We start from the raw sequence: 15,522 nt of genomic DNA on the forward strand, positions 1-15,522 counted from the left end.
GACTGGCTAAAGTATAGCTGAAGCCTTTCTGCCTTGCCTCATAATAGGTAATTATTCTGGGTTCATATTACAAATTAATATATTTACGCCGCTTTTACATACAAATTATTAACACCGTTCCAGAGTTGATTGTGTAATAAATCAATATTATGCCATTGACCTCCCATCAACCACTCCACTAGCAAGCTAGGATCGGATGGAAAATAAAACGATGCCTTCGCGTCTGTTTGCAGCCACTCTTCCAGCGCGCCAGCATTGAGATAATTCATCACTTGGGCATGACCGAGCTCCGCTAGCGTCTGCGCATTATTCTGCTGTTCAAATTGACCATCTAATGGTTTAAGTAGCAGTTTCTTACCGAGTTTTAATGCTTCACTAGAAAGCTCAAACCCAGCATTTGCAATCACGCCACTGGTATTTTTTAAGTCTTGAATAAACCCAGAACGACTCGGTTTTCTTAGGTGAATATGTTGCAACGAAGCATTGTCGGCATCCGGGTGATAGCAATAAAACTCCTTATCGGGGAAGTCTTTTAACAACTCAATAATGCTATCCAAAGCTTCAAACGGCAGATAAACCAAAACTTTGTTAATTATCGATGCACATTGCTCTTGCTCAGCCTCGTAAGGAATAAAAGGCGGAATAATATGCTTATCAAACGGTTGCCAGTGCACCCCAAGATGAATATCAGCTGGTGCAAAATACCGGATCAGGGCTTTGTGCCAAGGCTGTACGGCAAATTGTGGGACAGCATCATATAAATATGACGCTTGATGACTCATTGCTATCACCGGAACCTTTGCCAGCTTTCCTGCCCACGCACTGACAGGCTCAAAGTCGTTAAAGATCAAATCATAACCTGATACATCTAATTTTCTAACATCGCGAATAAACTCACCAAACTTGAGCGATTGGAAGGTTTTTATGCGATTTAACTGGCCGCGCTCGGTAACGAATGACAGCCCTCGGCAACTGCGATAATCACCAAAATCATGCATATCGAAATAGTTTTCCGAAGGACGTCCAGAAAAAAAGTAGTCAACAGAAATTCCCATGTTGCGAAAGCAATTTGCCATTACCCGAGCTCGAGTCGTATGGCCATTTCCCGTTCCTTGAACACCATATAGTATTTTCATACGCTTCCTAATATCACTATCGCTAAACTTGCACAGGCAACACCCATTGCCGCACCAAGCACCACATCAAGTGGATAATGTACCCCTACAATTACGCGTGACAATGACACTCCTGAAGCCCAAATCATCAACGGAAACGCAGCCAGTGGAATTTGCTCCATCAAGCAAGTCGCATATAGCCAAGCGCCAGCACTATGCCCCGAGGGCAGACTAAATTTATCGCTCGGCGTCAACAAGGCTTTCACTGCGTAGCAGTCACATGGTCGTAATCGTGCAAAACGATTTTTTAGATAGAAGTAAAGCGGCCTTTCAATTGCAAAGGCCAAAATCACGGTGAGTGCAAATTGCTGACCTAACTGCTCCAAAAATAGAGCACACGCAATTGCGACCAACACATAGAGTCCACCGTTGCCACTTTTGGATAGACCTAATGCTATCAATCTAAACCAGTTTCTTGGTTTAGGGCAAAACACCACAAAGTATAATGCAGCGTCCAGCTCGGCTAGTTTTGCTTTCATCATTCGAGTCACGCCTAATTGCTCACAATATCAGCATAGAAGAGCAAAATAACAAATGGGTGACACTTTTAAGACACAAATATGTAAGTTGAATCAAAGCATTGCTAAGCACAAGTATGAGAGTATACTGGTTATCGACAATCAATATTCGAGGATTCAATATGGAATACAGCACTTCTGATCTTTGCGACCACTTTGCTGATGTGGTTGATGTGCTAGAGCCTATGTTCATCAATTTTGGCGGCCAGACGTCATTTAGTGGTCGTATCACTACCGTCAAATGTTTTGAAAACAATGAGCAAATCCAAGATGTACTACAACAAGACGGTACTGGTCGTGTGCTGCTCGTTGATGGTGGTGGTTCAACTCGTCGTGCACTGGTTGATATTGATTTAGCTGAGCTGGCGGTCGAGAACAACTGGCAAGGCATCATCGTTTACGGCGCGGTGCGCCATGTTGATGAACTAGAAGAAAGCGATATTGGCATTCAAGCTATCGCTTCTATCCCTGTGGCAGCAGATAGCAGTGGCAGCGGCGAAGTCGGTATTCCCGTTAATTTCGCAGGTGTCTCTTTTTACGAAGATGATTTTGTTTACGCCGACTCCACCGGCATTATCATCTCTGCAGAAGAGTTAGTTTTAGAAGACGATAACGAAGACAATTAAGCGCTAGAAGTAACAGTCATGAGTACAGCAGTCCGTATATATGATGAAAGTAATATTGCCACTTTTGTCAGTGCAAGAGCTGGTGAAACCAGAATTTGGCAAAGCATAAGCTTTTTACAATGTGATCATGACTACGCGGCTTCGCTTAGAGACGCGGCCCAATTTGGGATCCGTTATGTGTTGTTGGGGATCCCTGAAGATATAGGTCCGCGCGCCAATTGCGGGCAAGGCGGCGCCGAGCTTGGTTGGCGAGCCTTCCTCAAACGCTTTTTAAATCAGCCCGATAACCAGTTTTTGTCGGGCGATAAGATTTTGTTGCTAGGCGAGGTGGATACCCAGGCTATTCAAACGCGCGCACTATCGCTCGATAACACTAATAGCGAACAGCTAGCGCTGTTACGCGCTCTCTGTGCCGACCTCGACAACCAAGTTATTGCAACCCTAGCACCTATCTTTGCTGCAGGCTTGGAGCCAATTATCATTGGTGGTGGTCACAATAATGCTTTTGGTATTTTGCAGGCACATTTTGAGGCCAGCAAGCGTGCCGCTGGTGCCATCAACTTTGACCCTCATGCTGACTTTCGAGCTTGTGAAGGTAGACACAGCGGTAATGGCTTCAGTTACGCGCATCAAGCTGGTAGCTTGTCGCATTATCATGTCATCGGCTTGCACGAGCACAAAAATAACCAAACAATCCTTACTCAATTGCAAAACGCTGGATTCGGATTTTCAAGTTATCAAGCGATAAAAACCAGACAAACTCTGAGTTTATCCACATCACTAGACAAAGCGTTGGCAACGATGCCAAGCGACATTCCATTAGGCGTAGAGTTAGACGTTGATGCCATCGTCGGTATGCCTGCAAGTGCCCTGACCTATCAAGGCTTCACAACTAGCGATGCCGAATATTTTGTTTACCGTATGGCTCAGGCTCGACATGCTAAATATTTGCACTTATGTGAAGCAGCCCCGGCTAGACACCCACTTGGTGAGCAGGCGGGTATCGAACATTGTGGCCAAATACTAACGAACCTTGCGAACGCTTATTTAAGTACCCGTCAACAGAGGCGCTAAACACTGTAACAGCCAAAATCCATGTAAAGGTAAGGCGCACCTAGTTATTGAGGCAGCCTTTGTTTCAGCCAACTGATCAAAATATTACTGTTCTGTGGTCGAGAAAAGTAAAACCCTTGCGCTGCCACCGTGCCAATGCTTTTTACAAACTCGAGTTGCCCGAGAGATTCAATACCCTCGCCAATCACGCGACAGTGCTTTTCTTGATGCATCTCTACAATACCTTTTACCAAGGATTTGGTATGCCCCATATGCTCAGGCTCTTGCGTCATATTGCGCGACAGTTTCACGTACTCAAAACGCAGTGCCGGTAATTTAGCTAGCACCAGCGGCGCATCACCAAAACTATCGACACACATTTTTACACCCAAGTTCTTCAAACGACTGATCATCGCAATTTCTTGCTCATCTAGTTCGGCAAGCATACTAGCTGGACACTCAATAATGATAGCACCTGGGCTTAATTGATGGTTGAGCATGGTGTAGTCAATAAACTCGATAAAGCTTTCGCTCAACAGCTCAGCACCAAAGACATTTATACTGATGGGAACGCTGATCCCTTCCATCTTCAGTGCTAATGCAATTTCGCAAGCACGCTCTAGTACATATTCAGCAACAGGAATAGCAAGTCCAACTAAACGAATATCATCAATAAACTCATTGGCACTTAAAATCCCTTGCTTTGGATGCTGCCAGCGCAACAGTAATTCCACAAACTCAATGCTGTTATCTTCATGACGAACGACTGGATGAAAATAGAGCTCAAATTCAGATCTAAAGTTGATTTTAGCTAACTCCGACAACCTAACTTGTTGCTCCAGCCGATGAATTTGCATACGTTGTTGATACGGCACGACTTGTTGATGGCTATGCTGATGCGCTTCTGATTGTGTATCTAGCGCTAAAAACACGCAAGAAATCAGGTTCTCAAGTTGCCCCATTTCTTCATCGCAATTCACGTAACTCGCACGCATCATGATCTCTAACGTACAGCTACCAACATTGAATGGCTTTAAAGTGCTGTTTGATATTTCCTCTATCAGCTGCTCATGAAAGTGCTTACCATGCTTTAACGAACAGACAAACGCAAAGTTAAGACCACCTAGATGCGCCATTTTCGCAGTTTCATTGCCATGAGTGATGGCCATAACATCACCGGATTGCAAACATTGCGCAATACGATTAGCCGATTGAGCTAACAGCAAATCACCAAACTCACGCCCTAAATGAAAATTCACCTGCTCGAAACCCATGAGACGGACTAGCACGAGCATACAAGGGCTCCCTTCCGTTTGGCGATATTCATTAAAAGCACGTTTAAAACTTTGCCGACCAGGTAACCCCAAACTTTCATGCTCGGTGTGGTCATCATTGTGTTCTTTCAATTCAAATTCATTTGCGCTGCTATACGCTTGATAGGCAAGGAAAAGAATATACATAAACACAATGACAATTGCGCCATGCTGGGCAGGAAATGTCCATAGATATTCAGACACAGTCCACATTACCAAAGTGATTATCGCCGCAGCACTTATCAACAATAAGCCACTTTTGTGCTCCTGTAAGCCATGGAATAAATACAGGAGTATCGTCAGAGTAAGTAAATGTAATGTAGTGATATTGCCCGTAAAGGCGAGCAGTATTGCAAGTGTTGCACTGCTAAGGTGAGCCAGCTTGAGCATACCTGAGGGGCGCTGCAGCATTAATGCTAACGCCCCCATTACAATGGCTCCAGCCATGCCAGCCATCATTGGCGTAATTAGTATCGCTATTCCTTCAGACAGCAATAATTCCGTGGCTCCGCCACTAGCTGTTGAAAATGAAAGCATAATTTGTTGCTTATAAATGGATCATTACTGATTAAGTTTACCCAAGATCCACAAATTTGACAGGTCCGCTACACCAAATTGATAACTTAACTGTGCAGGATGGGTAATGTCCCATAACGCTAAGTCCGCCCGCGTTCCAACTTTCAATACTCCACGGTCGTTCAACCCCAAGGCTTTCGCAGCATTAACCGTAACACCGCAAAGCGCTTCTTCCGGTGTCATTCTAAATAATGTGCATGCCATATTTAGCATTAATCGCAGTGAGCACAAAGGCGCAGTACCTGGATTGAAGTCGCTAGCGAGTGCCATTGCTACTTTGTGCTTTCTGAGCAAGTCAATTGGTGGTAATTGCGTTTCTCGTAAGAAATAAAAAGCACCAGGTAAAAGTACCGCAGTAACGTCCCCTTTCGCCATTGCTTCCACACCTGCTTCATCAAGATATTCAATATGATCCGCTGAAAGCCCTTTAAACTTTGCCACCAGCTCGCTGCCATGCTGATTAGATAGCTGCTCAGCATGACATTTAACCTGTAATCCCAACTGTTGTGCTCGAGTAAATACTTGCTCAGTTTGCTGATAGGTAAATCCGACGTTCTCACAAAATACATCAACAGCCGTTGCTAATTGGCGCGAAGCAACTTGTGGCAGCATCTCATCACAGACTAAATCAATGTAGGCTTGGCTATTATCTTTGTATTCTGGGGGTAATGCATGTGCGCCCAAGAACGTGCTATGCACATCAATCGGGTGATGCTCATTAAGTAGTTGATTAATTTCTAGCAGTTTTAGCTCATTTTCAACGTCGAGGCCGTAACCCGATTTACTTTCAACCGTGGTAACCCCTTCTTTGAGTAGACTATTCAAGCGGTTCTTACCGTTAACATACAGCGTTTCTCTGTCTGCCAATCGTGTCGCCTTAACAGTACTTGCGATACCACCACCTTGCGCGGCAATCTCTTGATATGACGCCCCCAGTAATCGTTGCTCAAATTCGTTGGCCCGAGAGCCTGCAAATAAAATATGCGTGTGGCAGTCGATTAACCCTGGGGTCAACCATTGGCCATTGGCTTTATGAATAGGTGTTGCAATGGCGTCAACCTCAGGTAATTCACTACGAGGGCCTAACCAATTAATTTTGCCATCTTTAATGGCGATCGCTGCGTTTTCTATCGCACCATAAGGGGTATCCAAATTGGGATCCATAGTTGCAATATTGACATCGATAATAAGCAAATCGGCTTCTAACATCATACTTGTCCTAATCTAAATCAAATCCATATGCCAACACATTGAAAGAAACTCGCTCACTGCGAGATTTATTCATTGAGTCTATCAGGGATACTTGTATATACAAGAGAAGTGTGCCATCTTTATTTACATAAATATGAACTCGAGACAACAATTGTGCCTGAGCTTCCTAAATTTGCGCTGATAAAACAATATATTATCGATAATATTCGCGCCGCGCGCTGGCTCGAAAACGAGCGCGTGCCGTCGGAAAATGAGTTAGCTGACCAATTTAATGTTAGCCGAATGACCGCAAGACGAGCACTAAGCGAGCTAACTGAAGCCGGAATTTTAACTCGTAGCCAAGGTCTAGGTACTTTTGTTGCCAGTTTTAAATCTCAGTCTTCGTTACTTGAGATCCGCAATATTGCCGACGAGGTCAATGCACGCAATGGCAAATACTCATGCACCGTACTAACGCTTGAACTTATTGCAGCAGTAGCGCCTATCGCCATTGCACTCGGTGTAGAAGCGGACGCGCCAGTCTACAGAAGCGTGATTGTACATAATGAAAATGAACAACCACTGCAAGTCGAAGAGCGCTTTGTCAATCCACAGTTGGCACCGGAGTATTTAGACCAAAACTTTGAACTGACTACCCCTCATGAATATTTATCTCAAGTCGCACCGCTCACAGAGGCTAGACACACCGTTGAAGCTGTTATGCCATCACGAGAGGTTTGCCAGTGGCTTGGGCTTTATAATGAAGAACCATGCTTACAAATGATCCGCCGAACTTGGTCTGCAAAAGGCATTGTTAGCTTCGCGAGGTTAATTTCGCCAGGCAGTAAATATCGCTTAGGTGGTCATCTCACCTTTAAGCAAAGGTCGTAACACATAAAGTGTCGCCAAACATCGCGACAGGTAAATCAAAACGACATGGCGGCCTAGATTGCCATGCAATACAAATAGACTAACAACCTAGCGAAACTAAGCAATCGCAACAACTAGACGTTTCACTTAGGTTGTATATACAATAGGAGAGAGCAGAATGAGTGACAACCCAAGATTAGACCTTAGCCGCGAGATCCGCGCGCCACGAGGTGCAGACATTACCGCAAAGAACTGGCTTACTGAAGCCGCAAAGCGAATGTTGATGAATAACCTTGACCCTGAAGTTGCGGAGCACCCAAATGCACTAGTAGTTTATGGCGGTATTGGCCGCGCCGCTCGCGACTGGGCATGCTTCGATAAAATCGTCGAAACGTTAGACCGCTTAGAAGAAGACGAAACCTTACTGGTGCAATCAGGTAAACCTGTTGGCGTATTCAAAACTCATAGCAACGCTCCTCGCGTCTTAATTGCTAACTCAAATTTAGTACCACATTGGGCTAACTGGGATCACTTCAACGAACTCGATAAAAAAGGCCTGATGATGTACGGCCAGATGACCGCTGGTTCTTGGATCTATATTGGCTCACAAGGCATAGTGCAAGGCACATACGAGACCTTTGTAGCAATGGCAAAGCAACACTTTAATGGTGAGGCGAAAGGCAAGTGGATCTTAACGGGTGGCCTTGGCGGGATGGGCGGCGCACAACCACTCGCGGCAACAATGGCAGGCTTTAGCGCCCTCGTTGTTGAGTGTGATGAGTCACGAATCGATTTTCGTCTTAACACACGTTATGTGGACCGAAAGGCAACCACACTTGATGATGCATTAGCTATTATTGATGAAGCTAAGGCTGCTGGACAACCAGTATCGGTTGGCCTGCTGGGCAATGCCGCGGATGTGTATGCTGAATTGGTTGAGCGCAATATCACGCCTGACGTAGTGACCGATCAAACTTCTGCGCACGACCCACTAAACGGCTACTTACCGCAAACGTGGACTATGGCTCAGGCAGCCGCGCTTCGCGAAAGCGATCCACAAGCAGTTGTAAAAGCCGCAAAACAATCTATGGCGGTGCAAGTACAAGCCATGCTAACGCTGCAATCGCGCGGGGCCGCGACAACTGACTACGGGAATAACATTCGCCAAATGGCCCTAGAAGAAGGGGTTGATAACGCCTTTGATTTCCCAGGCTTTGTTCCAGCCTATATTCGTCCACTGTTTTGCCAAGGCATAGGTCCATTCCGTTGGGTTGCGCTGTCTGGCGATCCTGAAGATATTTATAAAACAGACGCGAAAGTTAAAGAACTTATCCCAGACGACCCACACCTTCACAATTGGTTAGATATGGCGCGCGAGCGCATTCAATTCCAAGGCCTGCCAGCTCGTATTTGCTGGGTTGGACTGAAGGACAGAGCGCGTTTAGCACGAGCATTCAACGAAATGGTCAAAAATGGAGAACTCAAAGCACCGATTGTGATTGGTCGTGATCACTTAGATTCTGGCTCTGTAGCCAGTCCAAACCGTGAAACGGAATCGATGATGGATGGTTCAGATGCAGTATCAGACTGGCCGTTACTTAATGCCTTGTTAAACACGGCTGGCGGTGCAACTTGGGTCTCGCTGCATCACGGCGGTGGTGTTGGTATGGGTTTCAGTCAACATTCGGGAGTCGTTATTGTGGCAGATGGCACAGACGAAGCAGACGCCCGTTTATCTCGCGTACTATGGAATGACCCAGGTACCGGTGTAATGCGTCATGCCGATGCCGGTTATGACATAGCCAAAGACTGTGCAAAAGAACAAAAACTAGATTTACCTATGCTGGAAGGAAAGTAAGTATGTACTCACTAAATTTAATCCCAGGCCAACTGACTTTAAACACGTTACGACAAATCAATCAACAGCCTGTTCATCTCAGCTTAGACGAATCAGCGAAAGCCGCTATTGCTAACAGTGCAGACACAGTTCAGCAAGTAATCAAAGAAGGGCGCACCGTTTACGGCATTAATACGGGTTTTGGCTTGCTGGCCAACACCAAAATTGCAAAAGACGAATTAGAGTTGCTACAACGCTCTATTGTACTGTCGCACGCAGCCGGTATTGGCGAGTTAATGGACGATAGCACCGTTCGACTCATGATGGTGCTAAAAATCAATTCACTCTCTCGTGGTTTCTCTGGGATCCGCTTGGATGTAATTGAATTCTTAGCAGCCTTGGTTAATGCCGAAGTCTATCCTTGTGTGCCCAAGAAAGGCTCAGTCGGGGCATCAGGCGATCTCGCACCGCTATCGCATATGTGTTTACCGATCCTTGGCGAAGGCCAGGTTCGCTATCGTGGTGAGCTTATCGATGCCATCGATGGGTTAAAAATAGCAGGGCTTGAACCACTTACTTTAGCTGCAAAAGAAGGTCTCGCACTACTTAACGGTACACAAGCATCTACTGCTTTTGCACTGCAAGGCCTATTTAGAGCAGAAGATCTTTATGCGCAAAGCTGTGTCGTTGGTTCAATGAGCATTGAAGCGGCTATGGGCAGCCGCTCGCCATTTGATGCGCGTATTCACGAAGTCCGCGGCCAGCAAGGCCAAATCGACACCGCACTGGCGTTTAGAGATATCTTACAAACTCGCTCAGAAATAAGTGATGCTCATGTTGATTGTGAAAAAGTACAAGATCCTTATTGCTTACGTTGTCAACCACAGGTGCTTGGTGCCTGTTTAACTCAGATCCGCCAGGCCGCTGAGGTGATCCTTGTAGAATCCAATGGGGTAACAGATAACCCGCTGGTATTTGCTGATGCTGGAGATATTATTTCTGGCGGCAACTTCCATGCAGAACCTATCGCGATGGCGGCTGATAACCTAGCGCTAGCCATTGCTGAAATTGGTGCATTGGCTGAACGTCGTATCGCACTGCTTATTGATTCGAGCTTATCAAAACTACCTCCCTTCTTAGTTAACAATGGCGGTGTAAACTCGGGCTTTATGATTGCGCAAGTCACTGCTGCGGCACTGGCCTCTGAAAACAAAACACTCGCACATCCTGGCAGTGTTGACAGCCTCCCAACCTCAGCAAACCAAGAAGACCATGTTTCCATGGCAACCTTTGCGGCAAGACGCTTACAGGAAATGGCTGACAACACCCAAGGTGTACTCGCAGTTGAATATCTTGCTGCAGCGCAGGGGTTAGATTTTAGAGCGCCACTTAAGCCATCTGACAAAGTGGCTACAGCTCAGCAAATATTACGAACAGTCGTGAGCTTTTATGACAAAGATAGGTATTTTGCACCTGATATTGAAAGTGCTAATGCGTTATTGGGTCAAGCTGCACTGGCGCACCTGCTACCAGCACAACTCTTACCTTCAGCCTAACTCAGATTCATTAACAATCGGATGATGATAGGCAAAGCCGAGCTCAGTAATACGCTCGGCTTTGATAATACGCGCTTCTTCTTTTGACGAAGCGAAACTTGGCATCTCAGTCCCTAACTTTTCACAGTGATATTGATAAAACGCCTGTCTCGTGGGGTGAGCTGGATAGCAAACATTATAAATGTCTGCAGCATCCTGCCACTGCGCGATCACGGTATTGATTGCAGTAACAACATCACCGCGATGAACCATATTCACTCTACCATTCGCTGAGCTAGACAAGGCTTTTCCTGCTACAAATCGCCCAGGCTCCCTACCGGGACCTTGAAGACCTGCTAAGCGCACCACTTTACCGCCTGCGTTAAGCACCATCTCTTCAGCAGTTCTTAGTATATCAACACGCTGGTTGGCTTTATCCGCTAACTTACCTTGTTCATCATATTCACCATTTTCGGTGCTATAAACGCCAGTGGTCGAACACAATAAGAAACCTGCTGCTGACATCTTCTTTGCAAGTAACAATGCCTGTTCTAACGTTTCTAAATAGTTACTATCGACATGCCTAGCTCTTGGTGGGATCGCACACACCCAATACGCGTTGTGTAAAGAAATTGAGTGCGCTAAGGTGCCATTTTCAGTTAAGACCAGCTGCCTTGACCAGCTATGCATCTCGCTAGCTTGGGTTCTGGTGCCTTCTATTTGCCACCCTTGCAACTCAGCTTCGCGACACAACGCTTCACCGAGCCAACCCGCGCCCAGTACCACCAGACTGCGATTTAATACTTTCATATGAATATTACCTTAACCAAGAAGTTACCTTGTATTATCTATGTAAAAGAAGTTAACGCAAACGGTGGCGTTCTCCTGTTATCTATGGTTTGATTACCGTTTGCATAAGCTAAAAATAAGAAGTGTCATGCTTGAGAATTTATCCCTTAGAAAGAAAATATTGCTGCTAATTGGTGGCACCATTTCCGTATTATTAATTATTGCATCAAGCTTTTTCGTCAGCCATATTGCAACGCTCTCTCGAGATGGAATTGAACGAGAAACGCAAAGCTATATTCAAGCCGAAAAATTGGCGATGGAAGCATTCTTTGGCCAATACGGTAAAGTAGTTGAAACCTTTGTTTCTACGCCTCACAACATTCATTGGTTTGAAAATTATAATACCCGTGGCGCCGATCTGACTAAAGATAAAGACTATCAAGAGGTCAATGAAGACTTAGTTAGAATCGCCAAAGGTGATGAAAATATTCTCTCAGCCTTTATTGCCTCAGCAAACACCGGTGAATATTTTAAAGAAAATGATCGTACATCAGCATATTCGGATGGTCGACCTTACTACGCCTATCAGCGCCCATGGTGGCAGGATACGCTGGATGTAGGTAAATTGTATGTTGGTCCAATTGCAACCGATATCAATACCGGTGCGGTGTCTGCTGTGATCCGTCAACCTATCTACAATAACGCCGGCAAACTCGTCGCCATGGGTGGCGTCGACTTACAGATCAATAAATTGAACGATATGGTTGAACGTATCAAGTTTCAAGATAAAGGTTTTGGCTTTTTGCTCGATGGTGATTTAAATGTTGTGCATTTATCCAAGCGTACTGGTCATTCACTCTCTACCACAGATGAAGGCGAGAAAGGCAAAGAAGGTTTAGATGGCCTTGAATCCCAGTTTTCCAATACATCAGGCTTTGACGCTCTAAATGCCGCTATCAAGCGTAACCCCGTTGGCAATAGTACAGTCACGTTCAAAGGGGAAGCGTATTATGTTGTTTATGACAATGTGAAATTAGACAACCCCCTATTGGATTGGCACGTTGGCCTACTTATTCCAGTGTCGCTGATCGAAGCGCCGGTGAATGACGCCGTAATGAGCACAATCACAGCCTTGATTATTATCTTAGCCATTATCGTGGCAATGATCTTGCTCGCCACGCAGATGATCACCAAACCGATTGTAGCGCTTACCGAAACCATGCGAGACATCGCATCAGGTGAAGGCGACCTAACTAGACGTATCGATATCACCAGTAAAGATGAAGTTGGTCAACTCGCGCTGCATATGAATACCTTCATCGATAAACTTAGAGCAATGATGCTCGATACCGCAGCACAAGCAGAGCAATTAAGTAATGCTTCCGCCCAATTGCGTGAAGTGTCAAACAATACTAACAGCGAAATTCAGCGCGAAAAAGAACAGGTCGATAGCGTAAGCGCCGCTGTGACCGAGATGGCAGCCACTGTGACTGAAATATCACGTAATGCACAAGAGACCAACCAAGCCGCTGATGTCGTGCAACGTATTACCAATGAAGGTGCAGGACGTTCATCACAAGCCCAAGAAGTCATGACTGAACTTGCACTTCATATTGGCGAGGCTGCAAAAGTGGTTGCCGGACTTGAACAAGAAACCAGTAACATAGGTGCCGTTATCGATGTGATTAACGGTATTGCTGAACAAACGAACTTACTGGCACTCAATGCCGCCATAGAAGCCGCCAGAGCAGGCGAGCAAGGTCGAGGCTTTGCGGTGGTTGCTGATGAAGTCAGATCGCTTGCAAGCCGCACGCAAGAGTCTACCGATGACATTCGTAATATGATCTCTCGTTTACAGCAAATCGCCCAACAAGCTTCAGTGATGATGCAGCAAGGTCAAGACCGCGCAGAGGGGACCGTAGAGGAAACGCAAGCCGTGCTTGATGCCTTGAAAGAAATCACAGAGTCGGTCACGACAGTACAAGACCAGAGTCATCAAATTGCGACATCAACAGAGCAGCAAACCGTTGTTGCAGAAGATATTAACAATAGTCTTAACCAAATTAATGAGCTCGTTAATAGCACGGCCAACCACGCCAATGTACTGGCAGATGAAGCCCGTGACTTGAACGACTTAGCCAAGGCGCTGAACTCAACAGTCAACCAATTTAAGCTTTAATCAAACACCAAAACACGTCGCAATCGCGGCGTGTTTTGATCTGAGGCAAATCTAACCTAGACGGTAAAAAGTACACTGACACTCTTAATAAAACTCGAGAGTGCGTATCGTGATTAATTTACCTATTTGGAATGATTCCCTTATCAACAAGTACAATATATCTGGTCCTAGATATACCTCATATCCAACGGCCTTATCGCTTGAGTCTGGTTATAGCCAAAAAGAGTTACAAGCGGCTATTACGGGCTCTAAATCTCGTTCACTCTCGCTGTATATTCATATCCCTTTTTGTCATCAACTATGTTACTACTGTGGCTGTAATAAAATCATTACTCGTCATCAATCCAAAGCTGACGTTTACCTAGATTACTTAGCACAAGAAATCGCAGCAAAAGCGCCGCTATTTTCTGAGTATCGTGTAGAACAACTTCATTTAGGCGGTGGTACACCAACTTTCTTAACTACAGAGCAAATGACACGTCTAATCGAAATGCTCAATAGTGCATTTAACTTCTCTCAAAGTGCACAGCGTGGTATTGAAATAGACCCAAGATCACTTGCACCAAATATGATGCGTCACCTACACGAGCTCGGATTTAATCGTGTGTCTTTTGGCGTACAAGATTTTAATGATGAAGTACAAGCTGCGGTAAACCGCCCACAGCATTTAGATGAAGTGCTGGCTACCTTAACTGAAGCGAGAACGCTCGGTTTTAAATCTATTAATATGGATATGATCTATGGGCTACCATTTCAAACAGTAGAGAGCTACAAGCAAACGATTGAGCAACTTATCGCGCTTTCTCCCGATAGAGTCTCTGTATTTAACTATGCCCATCTTCCAGATAGATTTGCAGCACAGCGAAAACTAAAAGAAGCCGACATGCCAAGTGCGGGAGAAAAACTTGAGATCTTTAAGCAAACACTGGAGCAGATGACCACCGCTGGGTATCAATTCATCGGTATGGATCACTTCGCTAAAAAAGACGATGAGCTGGCTATGGCGCAAAATGAAGGGCATCTACACCGTAATTTTCAAGGCTATACCACTCATGGCGAGTGTGACCTGTTAGGTCTTGGTGTCTCATCCATTTCCCAAGTTGGTCACATGATCTTGCAAAATGAGAAAGAGTTAAAACCTTATTATCAGGCTTTAAGTGATAAAAGGAGTGCGATCGCTAAAGGGATAACCTTAAGTGGTGATGATGAAATACGCGCGGCTGTGATCAAACAGCTTATTTGTCATTTTGAGTTAGATAAAAAGGTGTTCGAGCAACGCTATGATATAAATTTTGACGAATATTTTGCTCAAGCACTTAACGCTCTAGAACCGTTAGCAGCAGATGAACTGGTAGAGCTGAATGAACACACTATAAAAGTCACCAGTAGCGGTAATTTGTTTATTCGCATCATCTGCATGTGCTTTGATGCCTACTTACAAAGCCAAGTCAAAAACACCCGCTTCTCTCGCGTTATTTAACCACCTTACTCTAAGTTACCACAACCTCCCATAATACTGTGTTTATAGTGGGAGTGAGTGCGCCTCGCGAAGTTTTTTTAATTTCAAATCTCTATAAGCAAAAAACCTGTCGCATTACTGCAATGGGTTTTTATGTACATGGTTTTTTTGCCGGAACTTCATTGCAACCTATCGGCGGGCAAACCACTTCCTACCATGTTGCACTGTGCTGATAGTGTGGTAGGAGTGAGTTCATCTCGCGAGATTTTCAAATCACACATAGCAAAAAACCCGTCGCATTTCTGCAACGGGTTTCTCTTATTTGGCCCTGGCGATGTTCTACTTTCACATGGGTAATCCACACTATCATCGACGCTGTTTTGTTTCACTTCTGAGTTCGG

The 15,522-nt window shown here is 45.1% G+C and carries 13 protein-coding genes; 7 read left to right on the forward strand and 6 right to left on the reverse strand.

Going from position 1 to position 15,522, the window contains the following annotated elements:
- Positions 1 to 83: 83 nt before the first annotated feature.
- Positions 84 to 1,136, reverse strand: coding sequence for an MJ1255/VC2487 family glycosyltransferase (locus EXT48_RS15255; protein ID WP_130164957.1), 1,053 nt, complete (start codon positions 1,134 to 1,136; stop codon positions 84 to 86).
- On the reverse strand, positions 1,133 to 1,657 hold the full coding sequence (locus tag EXT48_RS15260) for a phosphatase PAP2 family protein (protein WP_010368944.1): 525 nt from the start codon (positions 1,655 to 1,657) through the stop codon (positions 1,133 to 1,135). Before EXT48_RS15260 ends, EXT48_RS15255 begins: the two co-directional genes overlap by 4 nt.
- Positions 1,658 to 1,815: 158 nt before the next feature.
- On the opposite strand from EXT48_RS15260, the gene rraA reads away from it, so the two are divergent.
- On the forward strand, positions 1,816 to 2,319 hold the full coding sequence (gene rraA, locus EXT48_RS15265; protein ID WP_010368946.1) for a ribonuclease E activity regulator RraA: 504 nt from the start codon (positions 1,816 to 1,818) through the stop codon (positions 2,317 to 2,319).
- A gap of 18 nt (positions 2,320 to 2,337) precedes the next feature.
- Positions 2,338 to 3,393, forward strand: a complete 1,056-nt coding sequence (locus EXT48_RS15270) for a formimidoylglutamase (RefSeq protein ID WP_130164958.1) — start codon at positions 2,338 to 2,340, stop codon at positions 3,391 to 3,393.
- A gap of 44 nt (positions 3,394 to 3,437) precedes the next feature.
- On the opposite strand, the gene EXT48_RS15275 is transcribed toward EXT48_RS15270, so the two are convergent.
- Positions 3,438 to 5,222, reverse strand: coding sequence for an EAL domain-containing protein (locus EXT48_RS15275; RefSeq protein WP_130164959.1), 1,785 nt, complete (start codon positions 5,220 to 5,222; stop codon positions 3,438 to 3,440).
- A gap of 24 nt (positions 5,223 to 5,246) precedes the next feature.
- Positions 5,247 to 6,470, reverse strand: coding sequence for an imidazolonepropionase (gene hutI / locus EXT48_RS15280; protein WP_130164965.1), 1,224 nt, complete (start codon positions 6,468 to 6,470; stop codon positions 5,247 to 5,249).
- A 111-nt stretch (positions 6,471 to 6,581) separates the two neighbouring features.
- Between hutI and hutC the strand changes: the two genes are divergently transcribed.
- The 3 genes from hutC to hutH all read left to right on the forward strand — a co-directional run bounded on the left by hutC (position 6,582) and on the right by hutH (position 10,715).
- Positions 6,582 to 7,343 carry a histidine utilization repressor gene (gene hutC, locus EXT48_RS15285; RefSeq protein ID WP_010368955.1) on the forward strand — a complete coding sequence of 254 codons (762 nt, stop codon included), beginning with the start codon at positions 6,582 to 6,584 and terminating at the stop codon, positions 7,341 to 7,343.
- 157 nt (positions 7,344 to 7,500) lie between these two features.
- Positions 7,501 to 9,180 carry a urocanate hydratase gene (gene hutU / locus EXT48_RS15290; RefSeq protein WP_130164960.1) on the forward strand — a complete coding sequence of 560 codons (1,680 nt, stop codon included), beginning with the start codon at positions 7,501 to 7,503 and terminating at the stop codon, positions 9,178 to 9,180.
- A gap of 2 nt (positions 9,181 to 9,182) precedes the next feature.
- A complete protein-coding gene (gene hutH / locus EXT48_RS15295; RefSeq protein WP_130164961.1) occupies positions 9,183 to 10,715 on the forward strand; it encodes a histidine ammonia-lyase in 1,533 nt (510 codons plus the stop codon).
- Here the strand turns inward: hutH and EXT48_RS15300 are convergent.
- Positions 10,707 to 11,504 carry an NADP-binding protein gene (locus EXT48_RS15300; RefSeq protein WP_130164962.1) on the reverse strand — a complete coding sequence of 266 codons (798 nt, stop codon included), beginning with the start codon at positions 11,502 to 11,504 and terminating at the stop codon, positions 10,707 to 10,709. The genes hutH and EXT48_RS15300 overlap by 9 nt on opposite strands.
- A gap of 127 nt (positions 11,505 to 11,631) precedes the next feature.
- Here EXT48_RS15300 and EXT48_RS15305 point away from each other — a divergent pair, with 127 nt between their 5' ends.
- Both EXT48_RS15305 and hemN read left to right on the forward strand, forming a co-directional pair.
- Positions 11,632 to 13,662, forward strand: coding sequence for a methyl-accepting chemotaxis protein (locus EXT48_RS15305; RefSeq protein ID WP_102057645.1), 2,031 nt, complete (start codon positions 11,632 to 11,634; stop codon positions 13,660 to 13,662).
- Positions 13,663 to 13,771: 109 nt separating this feature from the next.
- Positions 13,772 to 15,142, forward strand: coding sequence for an oxygen-independent coproporphyrinogen III oxidase (gene hemN / locus EXT48_RS15310; RefSeq protein WP_130164963.1), 1,371 nt, complete (start codon positions 13,772 to 13,774; stop codon positions 15,140 to 15,142).
- A gap of 158 nt (positions 15,143 to 15,300) precedes the next feature.
- On the opposite strand, the gene EXT48_RS23810 is transcribed toward hemN, so the two are convergent.
- Positions 15,301 to 15,522 (reverse strand): hypothetical protein (locus EXT48_RS23810; protein WP_205992095.1); only part of this gene is annotated, 222 nt, incomplete at its 5' end.

Origin of the sequence: Pseudoalteromonas sp. CO348 (assembly GCF_004208845.1) — a bacterium.
Classification (GTDB): Bacteria; Pseudomonadota; Gammaproteobacteria; order Enterobacterales; family Alteromonadaceae; genus Pseudoalteromonas; species Pseudoalteromonas maricaloris.

Coding starts and splice junctions, on each gene's coding strand:
- EXT48_RS15255 (WP_130164957.1), bottom strand. CDS start 1,136: ATGAAAATACTATATGGTGTTCAAGGAACGGGAAATGGCCATACGACT.
- EXT48_RS15260 (WP_010368944.1), bottom strand. CDS start 1,657: ATGATGAAAGCAAAACTAGCCGAGCTGGACGCTGCATTATACTTTGTG.
- rraA (WP_010368946.1), top strand. CDS start 1,816: ATGGAATACAGCACTTCTGATCTTTGCGACCACTTTGCTGATGTGGTT.
- EXT48_RS15270 (WP_130164958.1), top strand. CDS start 2,338: ATGAGTACAGCAGTCCGTATATATGATGAAAGTAATATTGCCACTTTT.
- EXT48_RS15275 (WP_130164959.1), bottom strand. CDS start 5,222: ATGCTTTCATTTTCAACAGCTAGTGGCGGAGCCACGGAATTATTGCTG.
- hutI (WP_130164965.1), bottom strand. CDS start 6,470: ATGTTAGAAGCCGATTTGCTTATTATCGATGTCAATATTGCAACTATG.
- hutU (WP_130164960.1), top strand. CDS start 7,501: ATGAGTGACAACCCAAGATTAGACCTTAGCCGCGAGATCCGCGCGCCA.
- hutH (WP_130164961.1), top strand. CDS start 9,183: ATGTACTCACTAAATTTAATCCCAGGCCAACTGACTTTAAACACGTTA.
- EXT48_RS15300 (WP_130164962.1), bottom strand. CDS start 11,504: ATGAAAGTATTAAATCGCAGTCTGGTGGTACTGGGCGCGGGTTGGCTC.
- EXT48_RS15305 (WP_102057645.1), top strand. CDS start 11,632: ATGCTTGAGAATTTATCCCTTAGAAAGAAAATATTGCTGCTAATTGGT.